This window comes from Bradyrhizobium sp. GW821-FHT12B03 (assembly GCF_058807535.1).
On record NZ_JBXAQU010000023.1, the window covers coordinates 41,735 to 64,761 of the forward strand.

The following is a 23,027-nucleotide window of genomic DNA, read 5'->3' on the forward strand; positions in this document are numbered from 1 at the left end:
CCTTATCCTGGAATTGAGCCACAGGACACGCCATGCCGAACATTCCGCCTGCCTTCGCCGCCCCCTACGCACCCGATGATGCCGAGATCGCCGCGCGCCTCTTGCCCACGTCGCATCTGGCTCCGCCGCAGGAGGCGCGGATCGACCGGACCGCGACGCGGCTGATCGAGGCGGTCCGCAAGCGCGACGACCGGCTCGGCGGGGTCGAGGACATGCTGCGGGAGTTCGCGCTCTCGACCAAGGAGGGCCTCGCGCTGATGGTGCTGGCCGAGGCGCTGCTGCGCGTGCCTGATGCCCGCACCGCCGACCAGTTCATCGAGGACAAGCTCGGCGAGGGCGACTTCATCCACCACGAGACCAAGTCCACGGCCTTCCTGGTCAACGCCTCGGCCTGGGCGCTCGGCCTGTCGGCCCGGGTGATCCAGCCCGGCGAGACGCCCGACGGCACCATCGGCCGTCTGGTGAAGCGGCTCGGCGCGCCCGCCGTGCGCACCGCCACGCGGCAGGCGATGCGGCTGATGGGCAATCATTTCGTGCTGGGTGAGACCATCGAGCAGGCGCTGGAGCGGGGCAAGCCGCGCTCCGGCCAGAAGACGCGCTACTCCTTCGACATGCTCGGCGAAGGCGCGCGCACGGCGGCGGACGCCAAGCGCTATTTCGACGCCTATGCGAGCGCGATTCTGACGATCGGCAAGGCCGCCGGCAACCATCCCCTGCCCGACCGGCCCGGCATCTCCGTGAAGCTCTCGGCGCTGCATCCGCGTTTCGAGGCGATCAGCCGCGACCGCGTCATGGCCGAGCTGGTGCCGCAGCTGCTCGATCTGGCGCAGCGTGCCCAGGCGCATGATCTCAACTTCACCGTCGATGCCGAGGAGGCCGACCGGCTGGAGCTGTCGCTCGACGTGATCGCCGCGACGCTCTCCCATGTCTCGCTCAAAGGCTGGGACGGTTTTGGGCTCGCCATCCAGGCCTATCAGAAGCGTGCGAGCGCGGTGATCGACTATGTCGACGCGCTGGCGCGCGCGCATGACCGCAAGCTGATGGTGCGGCTGGTCAAGGGCGCCTATTGGGACACCGAGATCAAGCGCGCGCAGGAGCGCGGGCTCGACGGCTACCCCGTGTTCACCCGCAAGGCGATGACGGATCTGAACTACGTCGCCTGCGCCGCGAAGCTGCTGGCCTTGCGGCCGCGCATCTTCCCGCAATTCGCCACCCACAACGCGCTGACGGTCGCGACCGTGCTGGAGATGGCCGGGGACAGCGGCGGCTTCGAATTCCAGCGTCTGCACGGCATGGGCGAAGCGCTCTACGAGCAGCTTGCCAGGGATCACGCCGATATCGCCTACCGCACCTATGCACCGGTCGGCAGCCATCGCGACCTGCTCGCCTATCTGGTGCGGCGTCTGCTGGAGAACGGCGCCAATTCCTCGTTCGTGGCGCAGGCGGCCGACTATCGCGTCCCCGTCCCGGCGCTGTTGCAGCGTCCGGCGGATGCCATCGTCCGGCCGCAAGCGGCGGCCCATCCCAAAATTCCGCTGCCGGCCGATCTGTTCGCGCCGGAGCGGCGCAATTCGCGCGGCGTCGAATTCGGCGCACGCGCCGCGCTCGAGCAGCTGCTGACCGACGTCAAGGCCGCGGCAACCGATCCCAAGCCGATCGCTGATGCAAAGCCGGATCAGGCCAATGCAGCAGTCGCTGCGGCACGCACCGGCTTTGCGGCCTGGAGCCGGACGCCAGCGGGCACACGCGCGGCAGCGCTGGAGCAGGCCGCGCATCTGCTGGAGAACCGCAGCGCTCATTTCATCGCGCTTCTGCAAGCCGAGGGCGGCAAGACGCTCGACGATGCCTTGTCGGAGCTGCGTGAGGCCGCGGACTTCTGCCGCTATTATGCCGCGCAGGGCCGAAAACTGTTCGGCGGCGCGACGGCGATGCCCGGCCCGACCGGCGAGAGCAACGCACTCGCGATGCGCGGCCGCGGCGTCTTCGTGGCGATCTCGCCGTGGAATTTCCCGCTGGCGATCTTCCTCGGCCAGGTCACGGCGGCGCTGATGGCCGGCAACAGCGTGATCGCGAAGCCCGCCGAGCAGACCCCGCGCATCGCGCGCGAGGCCGTCGCCCTGCTGCACGAGGCCGGCATCCCGAAAAGCGCGCTGCATCTCGTCACCGGCGATGGCCGCATCGGCGCCGTGTTGACCGCGCATAACGATATCGCCGGTGTGGTCTTCACCGGCTCGACCGAGGTCGCGCGCAGCATCAACCGCACGCTCGCCGCCAAGGACGGGCCGATCGTGCCGCTGATCGCGGAGACCGGCGGCATCAACGCCATGATTGCGGACGCCACCGCGCTGCCCGAGCAGGTCGCCGACGATGTCGTGACCTCGGCATTCCGTTCCGCCGGCCAGCGCTGCTCGGCACTGCGGCTATTGTTCGTGCAGGAGGACGTTGCCGACCGCATGATCGAGATGATCGCAGGCGCGGCACGGGAATTGAAGATCGGCGACCCCAGCGACGTCGCGACCCATGTCGGTCCGGTGATCGACGCCGAGGCCAAGCAACGTCTCGATGCGCATATCGCACGGATGAAGAGCGAGGCGCGGCTGCACTTTGCCGGCACCGCGCCGGAAGGATGCTTCGTCGCGCCGCACATCTTCGAACTCAAGGAGGCCGGCGAGCTCACCGAGGAGGTGTTCGGCCCGATCCTGCATGTCGTGCGCTACCGGGCCGAGAACCTCGAACGCGTGTTGCAGGCGATCGAGCGCACCGGCTACGGGCTGACGCTCGGCGTCCACTCCCGCATCGACGACAGCATCGAGGCGATCATCGACCGCGTTCAGGTCGGCAACATCTACGTCAACCGCAACATGATCGGCGCCGTGGTCGGCGTGCAGCCGTTCGGCGGCAACGGCCTGTCTGGAACCGGCCCGAAGGCCGGCGGCCCGCATTACCTCGCGCGCTTCGCCACCGAGCAGACCGTGACGATCAACACGGCGGCGGCGGGCGGCAATGCCGCTCTGCTCGCGGGCGAAGAGTGAAGCCGCCCCTGGAGCGGCCTTCACAACACGCACAATATCAGTTCCGTCATCCTGAGGTGCGAGTGGCGCGATGCCAGGCATCGCGCCGGGAGCCTCGAAGGATGAACGGCCCGGATGCAGCCGGGCCGTCGCCCTTCGAGGGCCGCTGAAGAAGCGGCCACCTCAGGGTGACGGGACACGCCGCAGCGATGCCCTGCGCCCGGTGCCGTTGCATCCCGGCAAAACATCGGTCTAATGCTCCCATGATCTGGCCGGCGCCAATTCCAGCGCACGGGAAACAACAAGAGCGAGGGAGCGACGCCGCGATGGACAAGGGCATTTTTGCAGGGCTCAAGGTTCTGGACTGCGCGAGCTTCATCGCAGCGCCGGCGGCCGCGACCGTGCTGTCGGATTTCGGCGCCGACGTCATCAAGATCGAGCCGCCCGGCGCTGGCGATCCCTACCGCAACCTGCCCAATCTGCCGGGCTATCCGACCGGCGAGCACAATTTCGCCTGGCTGCTGGAGGCCCGCAACAAGAAGAGCCTCGCGCTCGACCTCTCAAAGCCGGAGGCGCAGGCGGTGCTCTACAAGCTGGTGGAAGAGGCCGACGTCTTCATCACCAACATGCCGCCGCCGGTGCGCACCAAGCTCGGCATCACCTATGACCACCTCGCCCATCTCAACGACCGGCTGATCTACGCCTCCTTCACCGGCTATGGCGAGAAGGGCGAGGAGGCCAACAAGCCCGGCTTCGACAGCAATGCCTATTGGGCGCGCTCCGGCCTGATGGACCTCGTCCGCGCCGACACCGACACGACGCCGGCGCGTTCGGTCGCCGGCATGGGCGACCATCCCTGTGCCATGGCGTTGTACAGCGCGATCGTCACCGCGCTCTATCAGCGCGAGAAGACCGGCAAGGGCTCGCATGTCGCCTCCAATTTGATGGCGAATGGCGTTTGGGCGGCGAGCGTGCTGGCGCAGGCGAAACTCTGCGGCGCCAAGTTCGGCGAGCGGCGCCCGCGCGAGCGCGCGCTGAACGCGGTGGCCAACCACTATCAATGCAGGGACGGCCGCTGGCTGATCCTGTCGCTACTGAGCGAGGAGAAGCAGTTTCCGACACTGGCCAAGTGCCTGGGACGCGAAGACCTCATCACCGATCCGCGCTTCGCCACCAAGCCCGACCGCCACGCCCGCTCGGTGGAGCTGATCAAGATCTTCGACGAGACCTTCGCCACCAGGGATCTCGCCGAATGGCGCAAGATCCTCGACGGCAATGGACTCGTGTTCGGCATCGTCGGCATTCTCGACGACATCCCGAACGACAAGCAGATGCTGGACAACGAGGTGCTGGTGCCGTTCGAGAACGACACCATGCTCACCATCTCCAGCCCGATCTGGATCGACGGCACCAGGAAGGTGCAGCCGCGCAAGCCGCCCGGCGTCGGCGAGCACAGCGACGAGATCTTGCGCGCGGCGGGATACGACGAGACGGCGATCAAGCAGCTGCGGGGCTCGGGGGCGGTGGGGTAGGACGCGCGCTGGCGCTACACACTCCGCCGTAGAGAAACTACCGCAGCGCCAGCCAGCCGAGCGTGAACAATATCCCGCCGACGATCACGACCATTGCGACCGCCCATGTGCTGACGCGGATGCTGCCGGTGACCTGCTTGGCTTCCTCGTTCTGCGCGATCTCGCGATTGCGCGCCTTGTTGGCGTTGCTCGTGTCCGTCATGGGTCATCCGAACCGGTTTTAACGCGTCTCGATGAAGCACATGCCGATGCGGCGCGAGGCCGCGGCGGCCTGACAGGTCAAGCCTTTAGCACAGCTCCATGACGTAAAACTCCTGTCGCCCGTTCTCGATCCCGCATTTTGCAAAGAACAATGCGCCCCCCAGCCGTCCTGATATTCGGTGCCGGCCAGTTCCGCGCTGCCGCGAGTCTGCGGCCGGCTGGCAAATCCGCGTGAGAAATCAGGCCGCTTGCCTGCGGCGAACGCGGCCAGGATGTCGCGGCGGCGAAGCTGGTCGCCGAGGAAATGCGGCGAGGCCGGCACGATGGTGGAATTCGACGGCTTGTCCGCAAGCCAATCCACGCCCGGAAAATGAAAACCGCCGATGCCGCGGGTCTGGTGGCAGCCGGCGCAGGTGACGTCATTGAGGCGGCGCTGGAAGCCCGCAACCGAGCGGATGTTCTGCATGTCCCCGCGCGCGGCAGCCTGCTTCAGCGCACCGACCACGTCATTGTCCGTGAAGACGGGATCGTCCTTGCCCTCTCCCTGCATCATGCCGAACTCCGGCTGCAGCGCGGAGGCATCGAGGCCGGCAGGCGTCGGCACGACCGCGGCCCTGGCCAGAAACTTCTCGGGGATCAGCACCGTGCCGCGATCGAACGCGCGCAGATTTTCCGGCGCAAGCAGCCACGCCTTGAAATCGCGCCGGAGATCGTTGTCGGCAAGAATCCTGTTACGGTCGATCTGGTTCTCCAGCGTCGATTCCTCGAACCGTTTCGCTGCAGCGTCGTACTTGAACACCTTCAGCAAATAGTCCGAGCGAAAATCATGCAGCGCCGATTTCGGCGCGACGGAGACCTGGATGTTGGTCTCGATGCGGTCGAGCATGGCGTCGTCAGGGGAGAAGCCGCCGCGGATCAATCCCTGCCAGTCGCCATTGTCGAGCCAGCGCCGCGCGACCTCGGCGCAGGTGACCGGCTTGCCGTTCGAACCGGTCTGGCGGGCATCGCGCGCCTTCATCACCAGATTGAACGTCATCGGCAGGCGCATCGCGGTCTTGCTGCCGTCCGGTCCAGCGTCGAAACGGGTGAGCCGATAGATCAAGCGGATCTCGCCGCAGGAGTCCTCCGCCACATAGGCGCGGTCCATGCGGTTGACGATGCCGGCGAGCACGAAACGCGTGTTCGGCGATTTCAGCGTGGCTCGATCGAACAGCTGCACGTCGAAGCCTTCGCCGACGCCGATGGTCTCGCTCGGCCATGCCGCCTTGTGCCCTGCGATGTAGCGATCGAGCTCCGCATCGATTGCCGGCGGAATCGGTGCAAGCTGCGGCATCCAGGAGAACAGCAGATCGTTCGTCAGCGGAAAGTTCGCGTTGCGCTCCGGCCACAGCAGCCGCGAGACCGTGAGCGCATCGTTCTGGTCGAGCTTGCGCAGGACATCGGGATCGGTGATCGCGGTACCGCGCGTGAGCTGCGCGTTCTCCGCGGCCGGTAGCGGCATGGCGCCACCCAAAAGCACGACGACAGCAAGAAGAATTCGCAACACGCGGCTCATGCCTGAGGTAACACCGCGCCGGGACCCCTATTCAAGCAAAAAGGCGCTTCACATGGTGGTGAAGCGCCTCTTCGAAAGTCGAATGCCAGCAGCTCAGCGCGCGACGATCAGGCCTTTGCTGGTGACGACCACCCAGCGGCCGTCCTGACGACGGATCGCATCGACGCGGCCGAGGCCGGGAATGGGATCGCCGGCATAGACCTCGTAAAGGCCGTCGCGGCCCTCGATCAGTGCACCGCCATTGGCGACGTCGCGCAGCCTCCAGCCCTCGACCGTCGGCAGACGGCCGATTTCGGTCTTGGGCGCGGCGGGTGCGGGAGCCGGTGCAGCGGCGGCGGTCGCAACCTGGGTCGGCGCGATCGAGCCGGTGGTCTCCTTCGCTGGCGCTGCCGCGGCCTGCGGGGGAGCGGCCGGCGGCGTGGCGCGGAGCTTGTCCACGGTCTCGGACAGTTTTGCGATCCTGGCGATCGGCTCGGCCTGCGCCTTCTCGAGCTTGTCGAGGCGGTCGTTCGCCCGGTTGAACTGGCTGAGGCCGGTCTTCGAGGAGTGCTCGACATTCGCCTTGAGGGCGACGAGGTCGGCATCGATGCGCGCAACGGAGGCATCCAGCGCACTGGTGTCGGCGACCTGCGCCGGCGCGGGAGCTGCAAAGTGCATCATGCCGGCGGTTGCCAGCGCGCCGCTGATCGCGCCGACGCTGGCGGCAATCGCCACCACCGCGGCCATCGCCGACACACGGCGCTTGCCGCCGGTGTCACGCGGCTCGTCGGCCTTCATATGCGGGGCGAAGTCCTCGCGGTCCCAGGCGCGGTCCGAGGGGGGCATGACGATGAGCTTGCCGGGCTTCGGCTCGGGTTTGCTCTCGGCCTTCGGCTCAACCTTGGCCGCCTCGAACTTCGGCACTTCGATCCGGGGCGGCTCCGCCTTCGGCGCGTCGGGCTTGGGCGGCGCCTCGTGGTCGGGCGCGATCGAGGGGGCGTCGATGCCGGCGGCAGCCTCGACGGCCTGCGGTCCGGTCGCGGCGGCTTCGACGGCGCCAGCCTGTTCACCGGTCGTCTGGGCGGCCTGCTCAACCATTGGTTCGCTCACGGCTCAAATACTCCAGTCTGGATTGACCTTTTGGTAACTTTCATTGCTTGCGAAATCCTTACCTTCGGACCCGCTTACCGAAATTTTAGGAAGTCATCCGGGGCCGAATTGGGCCGGGAAAGTGGAACCGGCGTGGCGGGCATGAAACAATTTGTAACCGGGGGAAGATGAACGGCGGAGCAACGGTCCCGATCTGAACAAGCTGGATGACTAGGGGAGCGCCGGTGCGTTCAGGGCTGGCCGTTGATCATGGCTTGCTCGATCGCGCTGCCGGTCAGATCCCATTTGCGCAGCAGCTCCTGATAGCTGCCGTCGGCCATGAGCCCCGCGAGCGCCTGCTTGAGCCTCTGTCCAAATTGCACATCGTCCTTGGCAAATCCGAGGCCCATGTCCTGGACGAGGAATGGCTTGCCGAGAATGACGTAGCGGTTGCCCTCGATCGAGTTCTGATACGGGATGGTCTCGGCGCCCTGGACCGCCGCATCGGCGCGCCCCTGGTTCAGTTGCAGCCGCGTATCCGGTGACCCGTCCGTGCCCACCACGATCACGGCAGGCTTGCCGGCGGCGGTGCAATGCTCGTCGCTCCATTTCTCGATCGCCGCGGGCCAGATCGTCCGGCGCGCGGTGGCGACCCGTTTGCCGCACAGCGCGTCCAGATCCGGATAGCGTGCGGCGTTGGCCCGCAGTGTGAAGAACACTGTATTGGCGTGCAGGTAATCGAGAAAGCTCACGGTCGCGCGGCGCTCCGGCGTATCGGCCATGCCGGCCACAATGACGTCGGCGCGCCTGGTCTCGACCGAGCTGATCAGCTGGTCGAAGCTCGAATCGATCCAGTTGACCTTGATGCCCATCCTGGCGGCGATCGCATCGACGATGTCGACATCGAATCCGATCAGCTTGCCGGACGCCGGGTCCTTGAATTCGAAAGGAGGATATTTCGGTACCGTCGCCGCGTTGATGACAGTCTTCGTCCCCTGCGCGCAGGCGATGCCGGTGGTTTGGCCGAACGCGACCACGCAAGCGACAGCTGCAAGATAAAGGCGGGATCGTGACAACATTGATACTCCCCTGTGCGCCTCGACGGCGCCGAACGGCTAGCTCAGCACCGCCGAGATGAAATCGCGTGTACGGGCCTGGGTTGGCCTGCCGAGAACCTGTTCGGGCGATCCGGCTTCGACCACCAGCCCCTGGTCCATGAACAGCACCCGTTTCGCAACTTCGCGGGCGAAACCGAGCTCGTGCGTCACGACGATCATGGTCATTCCGCTCCGTGCGAGATCACGCATGACGGAAAGCACTTCGCCGACCAGCTCCGGGTCGAGCGCGGAGGTCGGCTCGTCGAACAACATCAACGCCGGCTTCATCGCGAGCGCGCGCGCGATCGCGACGCGCTGCTGCTGGCCGCCCGACAGCTCGATCGGGTAAGCGCCGCATTTGCTCGCAAGTCCGACGCGTGCGAGCAGCTCGTTGGCCTCCAACTCGGCCTGCCTGCGCTCCGTCTTCAGCACCTGGACCGGCCCTTCCATGACGTTCTCCAGGGCCGTCTTGTGCGGAAACAGGTTGAAGCGCTGAAACACCATGCCGGTCGCGAGCCGCTGCCGCGCGATCTCGCGCTCGGAGAGTTCAAACAGCTTGCGTCCTGTCCGCCGGTAACCGACGAGCTCGCCATTGACCCACAAGGCGCCGCCATCGATGGCTTCGAGCTGGTTGATGCAGCGCAGGAAGGTGCTCTTGCCCGAGCCCGACGGGCCGACAACACACAGCACCTCGCCGCGGTCGATTTCGAGATCGATGCCCTTCAGGGCTTCGAAGCCGCCGAAGGACTTGCGCAGGCCGACGGATTTGACGATGGGAGTCACGTCGATGCCCCAGCTCGTGTCATTGCGCCGGATGCGCCTGCGCCGCGCGCGAAATACCGCTCGATCCGCCCCTGGAGAGCGGAGAGCACCGTGACGACGACCACGTACCAGATGCCCGCGACGATCAGCAGCTCAATGACCCGGTTGTTCGCGTAGTAGATGTTTTCCGCGCTATAGACGATTTCCGGAAACTGGATCACGCTCGCAAGCGAGGTCAGCTTGACCATGCCGATGAGCTCGTTGCCGATCGGCGGAACGATCACGCGCATGGCCTGGGGCAGGATGATCCGGCGCAGCGCTTGCAGGCGGGGCATTCCGATCGCCTTGGCTGCCTCGTATTGCCCCTGGTCGACGGACAACAGGCCGGCGCGCACCACCTCCGACGTATAGGCCCCCTGATTGATGCCGAGCCCGAGCAGCGAAGCGAGGAAAGGCGTCATCACCTCGACGGTCGGCACCTCGACGAGTCCGGGAATGCCGAGATTGGGGAACACCAGGGCCAGGTTGAACCACAGCAAGAGTTGCAGCAGCACGGGCGTGCCGCGGAAGAACCAGACATAGCCGGCCGCCGCCCAGTTGATCACCGGATTGGCCGAGAGCCGCATGATGGCAACGGTCACGCCGATCGAGACACCAAGCAGCATCGCCAAGGCGGTCATCAGCACGGTGTTGCCGAGGCCCACAACGATGCTGCGCACCGCGAAATATTGTCCGACGATGGCCCATTCGATCCGGCCGTGGGCGAACGCCATGACGACCCAGGACACCAGCGCGACGATCAGCGCCGCGCTGACATAGCGGCCGACATGCTTCCGTCGCACATGCTCGAACTCCGAAATGTCCTCGGTGAGGCCACCTCGCCCGCTCATGACGGGATTTTCACTCAATACGCTTGCCATGAAACTGTCTTCGTCGTCCTGCGATGCCCGCTTCCCGCCACCGCGCCGCCGGCTCGTCGCCGCTGGTCTGGGGTCAACCGGCTTGCCTTCGTCTTCTCGGCTTAGTAAATCGTTTTACTAAACTACAAAGACCGGGAAGAATGTCAATGCACCATGTCACGAAAGACGACCTGATCGCCGAGATCGAGCGCGATCGCGCCTCCCACATCGCCTTTCTCCAGGCGTTCATCCGCGAGCCGTCGCCCAATCCGCCGGGCGATACGCGGCGGGCCGCGGCGGTCGTGTCGCGCTATCTCGCGAACCGCGGCATCGAGGCGTCGATCGTGGCGCCGCGCGAGGACCTGCCCAATGTCGTCGCCGAATTCGATGGAGGACGCAGTGGGAGGCGGCTGGTGATGAACGGCCACATCGACGTGTTTCCGGTGGGTGACGGCAGCGGCTGGTCGCGCGATCCCTGGTCGGGCGCGCTGGAAGATGGCTGCGTGCATGGCCGCGGAGCCTGCGACATGAAGGCCGGCACCGCCGCATCGGTGATCGCGTTCAGCTACCTTCACGTCCGCCGGGCCGCGCTGGCGGGCAGCATCGGCCTCACCGCCGTGTCGGACGAGGAGACCGGTGGACGCTGGGGCAGCCGCTGGCTGCTCGAAAACGACACGCGATGGCATGGCGACTGCATGATCAACGCGGAGCCCAGCGGTCTGCAAACCGTCCGGTTCGCCGAGAAAGGCACGTTGCGGCTGACCTTCACGGTACGAACCGCCGGCGCGCACGGCGCATATCTGCACAAATCGGAGAGCGCGACGCGCATCGCCGCGAGCCTGATCAACCGGCTTGGACAGATCGAGGCGATCGTCCCCGACCTCGCGCCGTCGCTACGAGCTTATCTCGCGCGGCCCGAAGTCCGGGCAGCAGCCGACCGCGCGATGGGCGCCGGCGCCGCCGACGTCCTGACCCGCCCCACGCTGAATATCGGCACCGTCCAGGGTGGGCTCAAGGTCAACATGATTCCCGCATCCTGCGTCTTCGAGGCGGACATTCGAATGCCGATCGGCCTGGACGCCGCCCGGGTCATGCAGACAATCCATACGATTCTCGCCGACTATCCGCAGGCGGAGGTCGCCATCCAGGAAGCCGCCAGCAACCCTTCGAATTCATGCGCACACGACCATCCGATGGTCGGAATCCTCGCGCGCAATGCCGAGACCGTCTCGGGTGTGCGCCCGGTCGCGGTTCCCTCGCTCGGCGCCACCGATTGCAAGTTCTGGCGCTATCACAAGGTGCCCGCTTATATATACGGGCCGGCGCCGACGCGTATGGCCGCAGCCGACGAATGCGTGTCGGTGGAGGAGTTCATGACCGTCATCAAGACCCATGCATTGTCGGCGTGGGACTACCTGACCGGCAGCGAATAGCGCGTCCATCCCCAGCCGAGGAAAATTGCGCTGCGCCGGCAGCGGCGCTCCGGTCTTTCCGATGCTATAGGATGCGACGCCGGACCGACGTCGATCGTCCGGCTCGGGATGATCCAGAGGCGAGGCTTGGTGACTGGCAAGAGAGTGACGATAGCCGACGTCGCGAAGGCGACGGGCGTTTCGCCCGGCGCGATATCACGCATCCTGAACAACGACCCGACGCTCAACGTCCGGGACGAGACCAAGGTGACGGTTCGCCGCGCGATTGCGGAACTGGGCTACATCCCCAATCCACAAGCGCGGGGCCTGCGCCTTGCGCGCTCGGGCAGTCTTGCGATGATCGTGCCCGAGATCAACAGCCCGGCCTTCGTCGCCATCATCCAGGGCGCGCAGCGGGCGGCCTACGAGCTCGGATATTCGATGCTAATCGGCGGCATCGGCGAGGAAGGCGAGGATCCGAACCTTGCCGCGCGCATTCTCTCCAGCAACCGGGTCGACGGATTTCTGATCTCCACGGGCAAGCAGGAGGCGCGGCAATTGGCGGCCGTGCAGCAGCTCGGGGCGCCGGCCGTGCTCGTCAATCGCTACCTGAACGAGGAGCTGCCGCATGTGATGCTGAACGACGAAGCGGGCGTGGCGCTCGCCATACGTCATCTGGCCGACCTCGGCCACGAGCGGATCGGATTTCTCGGCAGCACGCGACGCTTCCTCGGCACACGGCGACTTGCGGGATTCAAGCAGGGGCTCGCCGAACGCGGCCTGCGCTTCGACAAGCGGTTCGTGGTCAATTGCGGCTATGACCGTGAGGGCGGCGAAGCGGGTGCGCATGCCGTGCTTGCGCTCGCCGACCGTCCGACCGCGATCTTCGCCACCAACCATCTGGTGGCCGCGGGTGCGTTGCGCGTGGCGCGACAGCTCGGCCTGGACGTTCCCGGTGCGTTGTCCGTCGCAAGCTTCTATGACGGGCCCGTTGCCGATCTGCTGACGCCGGCCGTGACGTCGGTCGCCTACCCGCTCGATCAGCTCGGCTATGAGGCCGTGCGGATGCTGGTTCGCCTGATCACAGGTGAAGCGCCGGGGCCCACCGGCATCACCATTCAGCCGACGGGCCTCGTCGTCAGAGAGTCGACCGGCGCCGTATCAGGATAAACGCAAGACCCGCCCTGATCGGGACGAGGCCGGGCTACATCACCACCGGCGCATCCGGCAGCTCGTTCGCATGCGGGCCTTGCGGCGGGAAATGCTTTGCCAGCTCGCCCGACACGGCCGCAATGCCGCCGATCACGCCGTGCTCGAACCGGCCGGCTCTGAACTCCGCCTCCATGGCGCGGCAGATGGTTTCCCAGCCCGCAGCCCCCACCTTCGCGTCGATGCCGCGGTCGGCGATGATCTCGACGTCGCGATCGGCGAGCAGGAGATAGATCAGGACGCCGTTGTTGTGCGCGGTGTCCCAGATCCGCAGGTGCGAGAACACGTCGAGCGCACGCTCGCGCGCCGGCTGGTTGCGAAACAAAGGGCGGCCGTCGAGCGCGCCCTCGACGACGAAGCGGATTTGGCCGGAATGCGTCGTCTCACCCTGCTCGATCGCCTGCTCGATGCGGGTGAGCACCGCCGGCGGAAAGATCTGCCTTGCCCGCCAATGATGCTGCACCAGATGTCTGGCAATGCGCTTGATGCTCATGACCGCTACCAGCTCCCCGAGGCGCCGCCGCCGCCAAAACTGCCACCGCCGCCGCTGAAGCTGCCGCTATCGCTGGACGACGAGCCGCTGCTCCAGCCACCGGACGAGGACCCGCTCGACCACGAGCCTCGACGCGACCTCCCTGAGCTGGGCGCCATCGCCGAAAACAAATCGGCGATGAACCCGATGACGAAGCCGAGGGCTCCGAGCGCCATGGCAAGTGCGAAAGACCCGAGAATGAGCCAGGTCAGCGCCGCGATGATGCCGCCGGTTGCCAAGGAGCCGAGCAGCCGCCCCAACATGGCCCGGAAGAAGCCACCGACCCCGATCGAGGCGAACAGTGTCACGATGAACAGCGGCGCAATATCGTCCAGATTGCCGAAATTCACGGTCGGTGAAGGCACCGGCAGCGGTTCACCGTCGATCACCCGGATCATGCGATCGACGCCGTCGGAGACGCCGCCACTGAAATCGCCCGTTCTGAATTTCGGTGTGATGATCTCGTCGATGATGCGCCGCGAGGTGACGTCGGTCAGCGCGCCTTCGAGGCCGTAGCCGACCTCGATGCGCAAATGCCGGTCGTTCTTGGCAATGACGAGGATCGCGCCGTCGTCGACCTTCTTGCGCCCGATCTTCCAGGCCTCCGCGACCCGGATCGAGAACTGCTCGATGGTCTCCGGCTGCGTGGTGGGCACGATCAGCACCGCGATCTGGCTGCCCTTGCGCGTCTCGAAGTCGCGCAGTTTTTGCGTCAGCGCGGCGATGTCGCTGCTGGAGAGCATGCCGGTCTGGTCGACGACGCGGCCGGTGAGCTGCGGCACGGCGACGTCGGCGAAGGCTGGGAGAGCGAGGGCGAGGAGGAGTGTGAATACGAGAACGAAGCGCGACGACGCATTCGAACAGGCCCGCCACAACCTCGCTGTCATCGCCCGCGAAGGCGGGCGATCCAGTATTCCAGAGGCAGCAGTTATTGAACCGAGAAGCGCCGGCGTACTGGATTCCCCGCCTTCGCGGGGAATGACAGCGGTGTGCGGGGCGAAACGCATGCGCAAAATCGCGTGCACCTACTTCGACGGCGCTGGCGCCGGATTGAAATCGACCTTCGGTGCGGTCGAGATCGCCTTCTCGTTCTCGACGGTGAAGTTCGGCTTCTCCTTGTAGCCGAACATCATCGCCGTGAGGTTGCTCGGGAACGAGCGGACGGTGACGTTGTACTCCTGCACCGCCTTGATGTAGCGGTTGCGCGCCACCGTGATGCGGTTCTCGGTACCTTCGAGCTGGGACATCAGGTCCTTGAACAGCGCGTCCGATTTGAGCTGCGGATAGTTTTCGGTGACGACCAGCAGCCGCGACAGCGCGCTCGAGAGCTCGCCCTGGGCGGCCTGGAACTTCTGGAAGGCGGCGGGGTCGTTCAGCACCTCCGGCGTCGCCTGGATGCTGCCGACCTTGGCGCGCGCATTGGTCACGCCGAGCAGCACGTCCTTCTCCTGCTGGGCAAAGCCTTTCACCGAGTTGACCAGATTGGGCACGAGATCGGCACGGCGCTGATACTGGTTCACGACTTCGGACCAGTTGGCCTTAATCTGCTCGTCTTCGCTCTGGATCGCGTTGTAGCCGCAATTGGTGAGGCTGAGCGAGGCCAGCGCCGCCAGCACGGTCAGGATCTTGCGCATCAAATTTCTCCCGGTGGAATCGGGTGCAAACTACCAGAATGAACGCGCGCGGTGCCAGAGATCTTGTGCCGGCGGCGCGAAAAGCAGCCGATTGACGCAAGCCCCTTGCCTATCACTGGCCAACATAGTCAACTCAACGAAACAACAAGACCAAACGGAAACGCCAGGGGGAACGCGATGTCCTCGTTCGAGACCATCCTCGTGGAGAGGCCGGAGCCGGCGATTGTCCGGATCGTGATGAACCGGCCCGAGGCGCGCAACGCGCAGAACCTGCAAATGACCTACGATCTCAACGCCGCCTTCGACGAAGCGGTGCAGGACGACGCGGTCAAGGTGATCATCCTCGCCGGCAACGGGCCGCATTTCTCTTCGGGCCATGATCTCCGTCCCGGCGGCAAGAATGTCGCGGGCGTTGATTTCCCGCCAATCGGAAATTGGGGCGGCTTTGCGGAGGCAAACGCGCATGGCCGCTTCGCACGCGAGCAGGAAATATATCTCCAGATCACGCGGCGCTGGCGCAATCTCGCCAAGCCAACCATTGCCGAGGTGCACGGCAGATGTATCGCCGGCGGCCTGATGCTGGCCTGGGCCTGCGACCTCATCGTCGCCAGCGACGACGCGCAATTCTGCGACCCCGTGGTCACCATGGGCGTCTGCGGCGTCGAATGGTTCGTGCATCCCTGGGAGCTTGGGCCGCGCAAGGCCAAGGAGTTTCTGTTCACCGCTGACAGCTGGAGCGCGCAAGAGGCGCATCAGCTCGGTATGGTCAACCGGGTCGTGCCGCGCGCCGAACTCTCGGCGTCCGTGATGGAGCTGGCGCGCCGGATCGCGGCAAAGCCAGCCTTCGCACTGAAGCTGACCAAGGAGGCGGTGAATCGCTCCGTCGACGTGATGGGCCAGCCCGCCGCGATCGACCAGGCTTTTGCGCTGCATCAGCTCTGTCACGCCCATAACCTCCAGGAGTTCGGCATGATCGTCGATCCATCCGGCCTGCATCCCTCGGTGCGCAAGCCGCCGGCGGCTGCGGAGTAACGACATGGACCTCAACCCGAGCGACGAGCAACGGCTGCTGCGCGAGAGCGCGGAACGCTTCGTGGCCGAAAGCTACAATGCCGATCATCGCCGCAAGATGGCGAACGATCCGCTCGGCTTCAGCCCTGCGGTGTGGACGCAGTTTGCCGAGCTCGGCTGGCTGGCGCTGCCGATCCCGGAGGAGTTTGATGGGCTCGGCGGTGGTGCGGTCGAGATCGGCATCCTGATGGAAGCGTTTGGCCGCGGGCTGGTGTCGGAGCCCTATGTCGCGACCATCGTGCTCGGAGCCGCCCTGATCGACAGATGCGGCAGCACCGCGCAGAAGCAGGCGAGCTTGCCAAAGATCGCCGACGGATCGTTGAAGCTGGCGCTTGCGCATTCCGAACGCGCAGCGCGGTTCGATCTCGCACAGGTCGCAACCGCCGCCAACAAGACCGCGCAGGGCTGGCGCCTTGCCGGCAGCAAGATCACCGTGCTCGACGGCCACGCCGCCGACGAGATCATCGTGTCCGCTCATATTCACGATCATCGGGGACCATCGGGGCGAATCGGCCTGTTCCTGGTGCCGGCCACGGCGCCAGGCCTCTCGATCTCCGACTATCCGCGGCTCGGCGGCGGCCGCGCCTGCAATATCGAATTCTGCGACGTGCATCTTCCTGACGACGCCCTGCTCGGCGACGGCCACGACGCGCTCCCGGCGATCGAATGGGCGATCGATCGCGCCATGGCTGCGCTCGGCGCCGAGGCCGTTGGCATCATGCAGACGCTGCTGGAGACCACGCTCGAATACACCAGGATCCGGAAGCAGTTCGGCCGGCCGTTGTCCGCCAACCAGGTAATCCGCCATCGCCTCGCCGACATGGCGATGCAGGTCGACGAGGCGCGCTCGATCGCGCTGCGCGCCGCGCTCAAAGTCGATGCCGCGCCGGTCGAGCGCGCGCGAGCCGCATCCGGGGCAAAGGCGAAGATCGGCAAATGCGCGCGCTTCGTCGGCGAGCAGTCGATCCAGCTCCATGGCGGCATGGGCGTCACCGAAGAGCTCGAGGTCGGCGCCTATTTCAAGCGGCTCGTCGCCTTCGACACGCTGTTCGGCGGCAGCGCGCACCACTATGCCCGCCACGCCCGGCTTGGCCGCGCCGGCGTGCCGGCCTGAACCGAAGGGAGCGCATCATGGACCTGTCGTTCAATGCCGAGGAGCGCGCCTTCCAGGACGAGGTGCGTGGCTTCATCGCCAAAAACCTCACCGAGGAGATGAAGCGTGCGACCGCGCTGACGCCGTCGGTGTTCTCCGACCCCGATATCGGCATGGCCTGGCAGCGCGCGCTGCACAAGCAGGGCTGGGGCGCGCCGGGCTGGCCGGTCGAATATGGCGGGCCGGACTGGACGCCGGCGCAGCGCTGGATTTTCGAGACCGAGTCTGCTCGGGCCGGGGTGCCGAACGTCAACGTGATGGGCGTGAAGATGGTCGGGCCCGTCATCATCGGCTTTGGCTCGGCGGAGCAGAAGAACTTTTACCTGCCGCAGATTCTCTCCGGCGAGGATTATTGGTGCCAGGGTTACTCCGAGCCGGGCTCGGGCTCCGACCTGTCCTCGCTGAAGACGCGCGCGGTACGCGACGGCGACGACTACATCATCAACGGCACCAAGATCTGGACCACACATGCCCACCACGCCAACCGCATGTTTGCGCTGGTGCGCACCAGCGACGGACCGCGGCAGCAGGACGGCATCAGCTTCATCCTGATCGATATGAAGACGCCGGGCATCACGACGCGGCCCATTCTCACCATCGGCGGCGACCACGAGGTCAACCAGGTGTTCTTCGACGACGTGCGGGTGCCTGTGGCCAATCGCGTCGGCGAGGAGGGCAAGGGCTGGACCTACGGCAAGTACCTGCTCGAATTCGAGCGCGGCTCGGGCATCGCGTCAGCCAAGCTGCGCGAGGGGCTGAAGGCGATCGCGGACCTCGCCGAATCGGACCTGACCGGACGCGCGATCGACAGTCCTGATATCGCCGCGCGCCTCTCGGAGGTCGAAGTCGACATCGACGCGCTGGAGATGACCGAGCTGCGCGTGCTCTCAGCGCTCCAGACCGGGCAGAATCCCGGTGCGGTGTCGTCGATCCTGAAGCTGCGCAACAGCGAGATCCGCCAGGCCGTGACGCGGCTCGGCGCCGACGTGATCGGCCACGACGCCCTCGCCGTCGAGCCGATGCGCCCGCTCTACAAGCTCAACCGCGAGCCGGTAACACCCGAGGAGATGCTGACGGTGGTACCGGAATATCTCAACGGCCGCGCCTACACGATCTTCGGCGGCACCTCCGAGATCCAGCGCGACATCATCGCGAAGATGATGCTGGGGATTTGAGGGCGTGTAGCCCGCAATGGCGCGGCAAATGCCGCTGTCGTCCCGGCGAAGGCCGGGACCCATACTCCGGAGAGGAGCTGTACTGCGAGACTGGTAACTGCCAGCCTTCGCCAAACTGGACTCGGTGGTTATGGGTCCCGGCCTTCGCCGGGACGACAGTTGAGATTGCCGCGACGACGCGGGCCTAACCCACCTTCGCGTCCCTGATCGCCTGCCAGATCTTCTGCGGCGTCAGCGGCGTATTCAGTTGGGTGATGCCGAGCTCGGCGAGCGCGTCCATCACGCCGTTGGTGACGCAGGGCGGGCCGCCGATGGCGCCGGATTCGCCGCAGCCCTTGGCGCCGAGCGGATTGGTGCGGCAGGGCGCGGAATCGTCCAGCGTGACCACGATCGGTGGCACGTCGTCGGCGCGCGGGATGCAGTAATCCTGGTAGCTCGCGGTGAGGAGCTGGCCGTCGGCATCGTAGGAGACGCCCTCATAGAGCGCCTGGCCGATACCCTGCGCGACGCCGCCATGAATCTGCCCCGTCACCAGCATCGGGTTCACGGCAACGCCGACGTCGTCAACCGTGGTGTAGCGCACGACCTTGGACACGCCGGTCTCCGGATCGATCTCGACCTCGCAGATATGCGTGCCGTTCGGCCAGCTCGGACCGTCGACCTCGCCTTCGGAATCGACGCTGAGTTTTGCGCCGCCTTCCTTCTCGGCGAGATCAAACAGGCTGATGCGACGGTCGGTGCCGACCACCGTGAGCATGCCGCCCTGATATTCGATGTCCTCGATCGAGGTCTCCAGCACGTTCGCCGCCTTCTCGCGCGCCTTCTGAATCAAATCGTTGGAGGACACCGCCACCGCCGTGCCGCCGACGAACAGCGAGCGCGAGCCGACGCTGCCAAAACCCATGGCGAGATCGGTGTCGCCCTGGACGACATCGATCTTGTCCATGGCAATGCCGAGCGTGTCGGAGATCATCTGGGTGTAGGTGGTCTGCAGCCCCTGCCCCATCGCCATGGTGCCGGAATGCAGGACGACGCGGCCCTGCGAGGTCGCGTGCAGGCTGACCTTCTCGGTGTGGGCGCGGCCGCCGGTCCATTCGATGTAGGAGGTGAGCCCGCGGCCGTAGAGCAGGCCCTTCTTCTTCGCCGCCTTCTTGCGCGCGGCAAAACCGTCCCAATCGGCGAGCTTCACGGCGCGATCGAGCATGTGCGCGAAGGCGCCGGAATCGTACACCTGACCCGCAGCGTTGGTGTAGGGCAGCTGTGCCGGCTTGATGTAGTTCGCTTTCCGGATCGCACGCGGGTCCATGCCGATTTTTCGCGCAGCAGCGTCGAACAGGCGCTCCACGATGAAGACCGCCTCCGGGCGACCCGCGCCGCGATAGGCACCGACCGGCGCGGTGTGGGTCATCACCGACTTCACCTCGAAATGCACCAGCGGCAGGTCGTAGACGCCGGTCTGCACGAACGGCCCGAGCACCAGCGGAATGATGTTCGCCGCGCCCGAAGAGTAAGCGCCGGTGCAGCCGATCGAGGTGACGCGATAGGCCAGCACCTTGCCTTTCTCATCCAGCGCGAAGGACGCCGTCGAGGTGAGATCGCGGCCGTGGGTGCCGCCGACGAATTCGTCGGTGCGGTCGCCGCGCCAGCGGATCTTCTTGTTCAGCTTGGTCGCGGCATAGGCGACGATGCCGTCTTCCGGGTAGAGGTTGGTCTTCTGGCCAAAGCCGCCGCCGATGTCGCCGACCAGCACGCGCACGCTGTCCTTGGGACGCTTCAGCACGGCTTCGGCCAGCACGTCGCGGGTCGAGGCCGGGGTCTGCGACTGCACATGCAGCAGAAGACGGCCGGTGGCCTTGTCGATCTCGGCAATGGTCGAGCGCGGCTCCATCGCGGAGGGCACCAGGCGCTGGCTGACGATGTCGAGCTCGACCGTGTGCGCGGCCTTTGCAAAAGCCTCGTCCACCTTGGCCGCGTCGCCATAACTCATCGCGCCGACGATATTGTCCGGCGCCTCCGGCCAGACCACGGGCGCGCCGGGCTTCACCGCCTCGACGGGATCGACCACTGCGGGCTGCACGTCGTATTCGACGATGATCGCCTCGGCCGCGCTCTGGGCCTCTGCGCGCGAGGACGCGACCACCGCCGCGACCGCCTCGCCGGTGTAACGCACGATCTCATGGGCGAGCAGCCGGCGCGGCGGCACCGTCATCGGCTTGCCGTCGGGACGCTTGAAGATGCTCAAGGTCGGGATGGTGCCGATGTCGTCCTTGACGAGGTCAGCACCGGTGTAGATCGCGGTGACGCCGGGCATGCCAGCCGCTGCGCTGGTGTCGATCGAGACTATCCTGGCGTGCGCATGCGGCGAGCGCAGCACGTGCAACCACAGCGCGCCGTCCTGCGGCTTGTCGTCGATGAATTGCCCCTTCCCGGTCAGCAGCCGCTGGTCTTCCAAACGCTTGACGGGCTGGCCCGCTCCGAAACGCAAATTGCCGGGAAGAATGTTCATTCCGCTGGGTCCTCAGGGTCTTTTCGAAACTGCGGGCAGCCTTTTAGCGGATCGACCGGAGGCATACCAGCCGCGGTTTTGGGCGGCGATCCCCCCAATTTCGTCATGCCCGGGCTTGACCCGGGCATCCACGTTCTCTTCGTGTGGAGGCGCGTGGATGGCCGGGTCAAGCCCGGCCATGACGACAGAGGGGACAGCTAGGCCAGCTCCCGCAGCGCCGCTTCCACGACCTTGCGGGCCTCGGCGGTCAGCGCCGCCTGCGGCGGGATGGGGTCGCCAACGTCGTAGCCCTGGATCGAAAGGCCGGCCTTGATGCAGACGGCGAGATTGAAGCGGGCGAAGGCCTCGTTGATGCGCCACATCCGGCGCTGGAGCGCCATGGCCTCGTCCCAGCGGCCGGCCTTGCAGAGCTCATAGAGCGCGACACTCTGGCGCGGGATGATGCAGGCCGGCCCCGCCATCCAGCCGAACCCGCCGATCAGCATCACCGCGGCCGGGATATGGGCCGAGGCCGAGAACACCCGCAAGGAATCGCCGCAGCGGTTCATGATCGAGAGCAGCCGGCCGGTGTTGGTCGAGGCATCCTTGATGTAGCCGATGCGCGGATGCTCGGCGAGGCGCGCGATGACGTCGAGGGTGAGGTCGGAGCGCTGGAATTGCGGATTGGTGTAGATGACGACGGGAATGTCCACGGCATCCGCGATGGCGCGGAAATAGGATTCGACCTGAGCATCCGCGAGCGGGAAATAGGCCTCCAGGATCGCCAGAATGCCGTTGGCCCCACACTTCTGATAGGCCTTCGCCTGCGCCACCGCATCCGCGGTGGAGGTGGAGGCCACGCCGGCCACCACGGGCACGCGGCCCTTCGCCGCCTCGATGGTGGTCTGCACGACCGCCATCCGCTGCGCGGCGTTGAGATAGGCGAATTCGCCGGTCGAGCCGAGCGGCGTCAGCCCATGCACGCCGGCGCCGATCAGGTCGTCGCAGAGCTTTGCGAGCACGTTGGTGCGTACCGCACCAGCGGCATCGACGGGCGAGACGAGATAGGGGAAGACGCCGTGGAATTCGGACATGTCGGGGGCTCCGCAAGCTGGCACCCCGGAGGTATTAGCAATGCCCGCCCCGGCGATCAAACCCTGAGCAACCGCACCCGCGTGCCCCAGGGGTCGACCGCCTCCACGCCGTCCGCGAGCGCCGTGACCTGCGTGCCGCCCTTGCGCAGGCGCTCCACCTGGGCGGCGAGAACGTCCGGCTTCGCCATCACCAGCGAGAACCACGCAAGACCCGTGGTCTGATCGTCACGCTGGCCGGCGCCCTGGCTCTGCCAGACATTCATGCCGAGGTGATGGTGATAGCGGCCCGACGACAGGAACGCGGCACCATTGCGCTTGCGGGTCGGGTCGAGGCCGACCGTGCCGTGGTAGAAGCTTTCCGCCTGCGCGAGATCGCCGACGCGCAAATGCATGTGGCCGATGCGCAGTCCGTCCGGCGCCTTGGCATAGTCGGGCACGCGCGTGTTGGTCAGCGACAGCAGGTCGGGGATGTTGAGCTCGTCGGTCGCCATCTTCACGCTGCCCTCGCTCCACTGCCATTGCGAGGGATCGCGGTCGGCATAGACCTCGATGCCGTTGCCTTCGGGATCGTCGAGATAGACGGATTCGCTGACGAGGTGATCGGCAAAGCCCGACAGCTTCACGCGGTGCGAGGCGGCTGCGACCAGCCAGCGCGCGAGGTCTTTTCGCGTCGGCATCAGGAAGGCGGTGTGGTAGAGGCCGGCGGCGTTGCGCGGCTCGATCGCGGCATCGGGGCGCGCCTCGAGCACGAGCAGCGTGATGCCTGATGTGCCGAGCTTCGCAGCGCTGGCGGAGCGCTCCATCACGGTCAGCCCGATCACGTCGCGGTAGTAGTCTGCAACCTTGTCGAGGTTCTTGACCCGGAGCGTCACCATGCCGACCCGCATCGGCGTGCGGCTGGCATAGGTCGGACCGCCACCTTGCGGATTGCCCTCGGCGCGCGCAGCGGCCGCGGCCGCCATCGCGAGCGAGGTGGCACCGGCGAGTTGAAGCAGGGTGCGGCGGGTGAGATCAATGGTCATCGGTCAGGGCTCGCTGGAAACGTTTAAGGCCGTACGGCGCAATTTCGCTGTTGCTACACGTTCCCGTGAGCGGCTCCCAATCACATGTTCGTCGGCTGGCGCCGGCTCTGTCCTG

The 23,027-nt window shown here is 66.1% G+C and carries 19 protein-coding genes; 7 read left to right on the forward strand and 12 right to left on the reverse strand.

The window, feature by feature from the left end; translation table 11 throughout:
• The first annotated feature begins 32 nt into the window (after positions 1 to 32).
• Positions 33 to 3,032: a bifunctional proline dehydrogenase/L-glutamate gamma-semialdehyde dehydrogenase PutA gene (gene putA / locus AC1RUR_RS32640; RefSeq protein WP_492851740.1), complete on the forward strand. Its 3,000-nt coding sequence runs from the start codon at positions 33 to 35 to the stop codon at positions 3,030 to 3,032.
• Between the two features lie 305 nt (positions 3,033 to 3,337).
• Positions 3,338 to 4,543 carry a CaiB/BaiF CoA transferase family protein gene (locus AC1RUR_RS32645; RefSeq protein WP_492851742.1) on the forward strand — a complete coding sequence of 402 codons (1,206 nt, stop codon included), beginning with the start codon at positions 3,338 to 3,340 and terminating at the stop codon, positions 4,541 to 4,543.
• Positions 4,544 to 4,580: 37 nt separating this feature from the next.
• Here the strand turns inward: AC1RUR_RS32645 and AC1RUR_RS32650 are convergent, their stop codons facing one another.
• The 6 genes from AC1RUR_RS32650 to AC1RUR_RS32675 form a co-directional block, all read right to left on the reverse strand.
• Complete coding sequence (locus AC1RUR_RS32650) at positions 4,581 to 4,745, reverse strand: hypothetical protein (protein WP_492851744.1); 165 nt, start codon at positions 4,743 to 4,745, stop codon at positions 4,581 to 4,583.
• Positions 4,746 to 4,763: 18 nt separating this feature from the next.
• Positions 4,764 to 6,299, reverse strand: a complete 1,536-nt coding sequence (locus AC1RUR_RS32655; protein ID WP_492851746.1) for a hypothetical protein — start codon at positions 6,297 to 6,299, stop codon at positions 4,764 to 4,766.
• A 93-nt stretch (positions 6,300 to 6,392) separates the two neighbouring features.
• Complete coding sequence (locus AC1RUR_RS32660; RefSeq protein ID WP_492851748.1) at positions 6,393 to 7,376, reverse strand: hypothetical protein; 984 nt, start codon at positions 7,374 to 7,376, stop codon at positions 6,393 to 6,395.
• 242 nt (positions 7,377 to 7,618) lie between these two features.
• Positions 7,619 to 8,446, reverse strand: a complete 828-nt coding sequence (locus tag AC1RUR_RS32665; protein ID WP_492851749.1) for an ABC transporter substrate-binding protein — start codon at positions 8,444 to 8,446, stop codon at positions 7,619 to 7,621.
• Between the two features lie 36 nt (positions 8,447 to 8,482).
• Complete coding sequence (locus AC1RUR_RS32670) at positions 8,483 to 9,247, reverse strand: amino acid ABC transporter ATP-binding protein (protein WP_492851751.1); 765 nt, start codon at positions 9,245 to 9,247, stop codon at positions 8,483 to 8,485.
• Positions 9,244 to 10,146, reverse strand: a complete 903-nt coding sequence (locus AC1RUR_RS32675) for an amino acid ABC transporter permease (protein WP_492851753.1) — start codon at positions 10,144 to 10,146, stop codon at positions 9,244 to 9,246. The genes AC1RUR_RS32670 and AC1RUR_RS32675 overlap by 4 nt, the downstream gene beginning before the upstream one ends.
• A 23-nt stretch (positions 10,147 to 10,169) precedes the next feature.
• Between AC1RUR_RS32675 and AC1RUR_RS32680 the strand changes: the two genes are divergently transcribed.
• Entirely contained in the window at positions 10,170 to 11,558 is a 1,389-nt protein-coding gene (locus tag AC1RUR_RS32680) for a M20/M25/M40 family metallo-hydrolase (protein ID WP_492851755.1), read from the forward strand.
• Between the two features lie 129 nt (positions 11,559 to 11,687).
• Positions 11,688 to 12,707 (forward strand): LacI family DNA-binding transcriptional regulator, encoded by a 1,020-nt coding sequence (locus tag AC1RUR_RS32685; RefSeq protein WP_492851757.1) that lies wholly within the window; start codon positions 11,688 to 11,690, stop codon positions 12,705 to 12,707.
• A 34-nt stretch (positions 12,708 to 12,741) separates the two neighbouring features.
• Here AC1RUR_RS32685 and AC1RUR_RS32690 read toward each other — a convergent pair whose 3' ends face one another.
• The 3 genes from AC1RUR_RS32690 to AC1RUR_RS32700 all read right to left on the reverse strand — a co-directional run bounded on the left by AC1RUR_RS32690 (position 12,742) and on the right by AC1RUR_RS32700 (position 14,912).
• Positions 12,742 to 13,239 carry a TPM domain-containing protein gene (locus AC1RUR_RS32690; protein WP_492851759.1) on the reverse strand — a complete coding sequence of 166 codons (498 nt, stop codon included), beginning with the start codon at positions 13,237 to 13,239 and terminating at the stop codon, positions 12,742 to 12,744.
• Positions 13,240 to 13,244: 5 nt separating this feature from the next.
• Positions 13,245 to 14,165: a TPM domain-containing protein gene (locus tag AC1RUR_RS32695; protein WP_492851761.1), complete on the reverse strand. Its 921-nt coding sequence runs from the start codon at positions 14,163 to 14,165 to the stop codon at positions 13,245 to 13,247.
• 138 nt (positions 14,166 to 14,303) lie between these two features.
• Positions 14,304 to 14,912 carry a LemA family protein gene (locus AC1RUR_RS32700; protein WP_492851763.1) on the reverse strand — a complete coding sequence of 203 codons (609 nt, stop codon included), beginning with the start codon at positions 14,910 to 14,912 and terminating at the stop codon, positions 14,304 to 14,306.
• A gap of 177 nt (positions 14,913 to 15,089) precedes the next feature.
• Here AC1RUR_RS32700 and AC1RUR_RS32705 point away from each other — a divergent pair, with 177 nt between their 5' ends.
• Genes AC1RUR_RS32705 through AC1RUR_RS32715 form a run of 3 tightly spaced genes read left to right on the forward strand, consistent with a single transcriptional unit; the run spans position 15,090 to position 18,311 of the window.
• Positions 15,090 to 15,944, forward strand: a complete 855-nt coding sequence (locus AC1RUR_RS32705; RefSeq protein ID WP_492851765.1) for an enoyl-CoA hydratase — start codon at positions 15,090 to 15,092, stop codon at positions 15,942 to 15,944.
• Positions 15,945 to 15,948: 4 nt separating this feature from the next.
• A complete protein-coding gene (locus tag AC1RUR_RS32710) occupies positions 15,949 to 17,097 on the forward strand; it encodes an acyl-CoA dehydrogenase family protein (protein ID WP_492851767.1) in 1,149 nt (382 codons plus the stop codon).
• A gap of 17 nt (positions 17,098 to 17,114) precedes the next feature.
• Positions 17,115 to 18,311 (forward strand): acyl-CoA dehydrogenase family protein, encoded by a 1,197-nt coding sequence (locus AC1RUR_RS32715; RefSeq protein ID WP_492851769.1) that lies wholly within the window; start codon positions 17,115 to 17,117, stop codon positions 18,309 to 18,311.
• 184 nt (positions 18,312 to 18,495) lie between these two features.
• On the opposite strand, the gene AC1RUR_RS32720 is transcribed toward AC1RUR_RS32715, so the two are convergent.
• The 3 genes from AC1RUR_RS32720 to AC1RUR_RS32730 all read right to left on the reverse strand — a co-directional run bounded on the left by AC1RUR_RS32720 (position 18,496) and on the right by AC1RUR_RS32730 (position 22,912).
• The gene (locus AC1RUR_RS32720; RefSeq protein WP_492851771.1) at positions 18,496 to 20,817 is read right to left on the reverse strand and encodes a xanthine dehydrogenase family protein molybdopterin-binding subunit; all 2,322 of its coding nucleotides are present in this window, start codon (positions 20,815 to 20,817) and stop codon (positions 18,496 to 18,498) included.
• Positions 20,818 to 21,014: 197 nt separating this feature from the next.
• Complete coding sequence (locus AC1RUR_RS32725; protein ID WP_492851773.1) at positions 21,015 to 21,890, reverse strand: dihydrodipicolinate synthase family protein; 876 nt, start codon at positions 21,888 to 21,890, stop codon at positions 21,015 to 21,017.
• A 56-nt stretch (positions 21,891 to 21,946) separates the two neighbouring features.
• On the reverse strand, positions 21,947 to 22,912 hold the full coding sequence (locus AC1RUR_RS32730; RefSeq protein ID WP_492851775.1) for a VOC family protein: 966 nt from the start codon (positions 22,910 to 22,912) through the stop codon (positions 21,947 to 21,949).
• Positions 22,913 to 23,027: the final 115 nt, after the last annotated feature.

What these genes read in the sequence shown, in the direction of transcription:
- putA (WP_492851740.1), top strand. Translation starts at nt 33, where the DNA reads ATGCCGAACATTCCGCCTGCCTTCGCCGCCCCCTACGCACCCGATGAT.
- AC1RUR_RS32645 (WP_492851742.1), top strand. Translation starts at nt 3,338, where the DNA reads ATGGACAAGGGCATTTTTGCAGGGCTCAAGGTTCTGGACTGCGCGAGC.
- AC1RUR_RS32650 (WP_492851744.1), bottom strand. Translation starts at nt 4,745, where the DNA reads ATGACGGACACGAGCAACGCCAACAAGGCGCGCAATCGCGAGATCGCG.
- AC1RUR_RS32655 (WP_492851746.1), bottom strand. Translation starts at nt 6,299, where the DNA reads ATGAGCCGCGTGTTGCGAATTCTTCTTGCTGTCGTCGTGCTTTTGGGT.
- AC1RUR_RS32660 (WP_492851748.1), bottom strand. Translation starts at nt 7,376, where the DNA reads ATGGTTGAGCAGGCCGCCCAGACGACCGGTGAACAGGCTGGCGCCGTC.
- AC1RUR_RS32665 (WP_492851749.1), bottom strand. Translation starts at nt 8,446, where the DNA reads ATGTTGTCACGATCCCGCCTTTATCTTGCAGCTGTCGCTTGCGTGGTC.
- AC1RUR_RS32675 (WP_492851753.1), bottom strand. Translation starts at nt 10,146, where the DNA reads ATGGCAAGCGTATTGAGTGAAAATCCCGTCATGAGCGGGCGAGGTGGC.
- AC1RUR_RS32680 (WP_492851755.1), top strand. Translation starts at nt 10,170, where the DNA reads ATGCCCGCTTCCCGCCACCGCGCCGCCGGCTCGTCGCCGCTGGTCTGG.
- AC1RUR_RS32690 (WP_492851759.1), bottom strand. Translation starts at nt 13,239, where the DNA reads ATGAGCATCAAGCGCATTGCCAGACATCTGGTGCAGCATCATTGGCGG.
- AC1RUR_RS32695 (WP_492851761.1), bottom strand. Translation starts at nt 14,165, where the DNA reads ATGACAGCGAGGTTGTGGCGGGCCTGTTCGAATGCGTCGTCGCGCTTC.
- AC1RUR_RS32700 (WP_492851763.1), bottom strand. Translation starts at nt 14,912, where the DNA reads ATGCGCAAGATCCTGACCGTGCTGGCGGCGCTGGCCTCGCTCAGCCTC.
- AC1RUR_RS32705 (WP_492851765.1), top strand. Translation starts at nt 15,090, where the DNA reads ATGTCCTCGTTCGAGACCATCCTCGTGGAGAGGCCGGAGCCGGCGATT.
- AC1RUR_RS32710 (WP_492851767.1), top strand. Translation starts at nt 15,949, where the DNA reads ATGGACCTCAACCCGAGCGACGAGCAACGGCTGCTGCGCGAGAGCGCG.
- AC1RUR_RS32715 (WP_492851769.1), top strand. Translation starts at nt 17,115, where the DNA reads ATGGACCTGTCGTTCAATGCCGAGGAGCGCGCCTTCCAGGACGAGGTG.
- AC1RUR_RS32720 (WP_492851771.1), bottom strand. Translation starts at nt 20,817, where the DNA reads ATGAACATTCTTCCCGGCAATTTGCGTTTCGGAGCGGGCCAGCCCGTC.
- AC1RUR_RS32725 (WP_492851773.1), bottom strand. Translation starts at nt 21,890, where the DNA reads ATGTCCGAATTCCACGGCGTCTTCCCCTATCTCGTCTCGCCCGTCGAT.
- AC1RUR_RS32730 (WP_492851775.1), bottom strand. Translation starts at nt 22,912, where the DNA reads ATGACCATTGATCTCACCCGCCGCACCCTGCTTCAACTCGCCGGTGCC.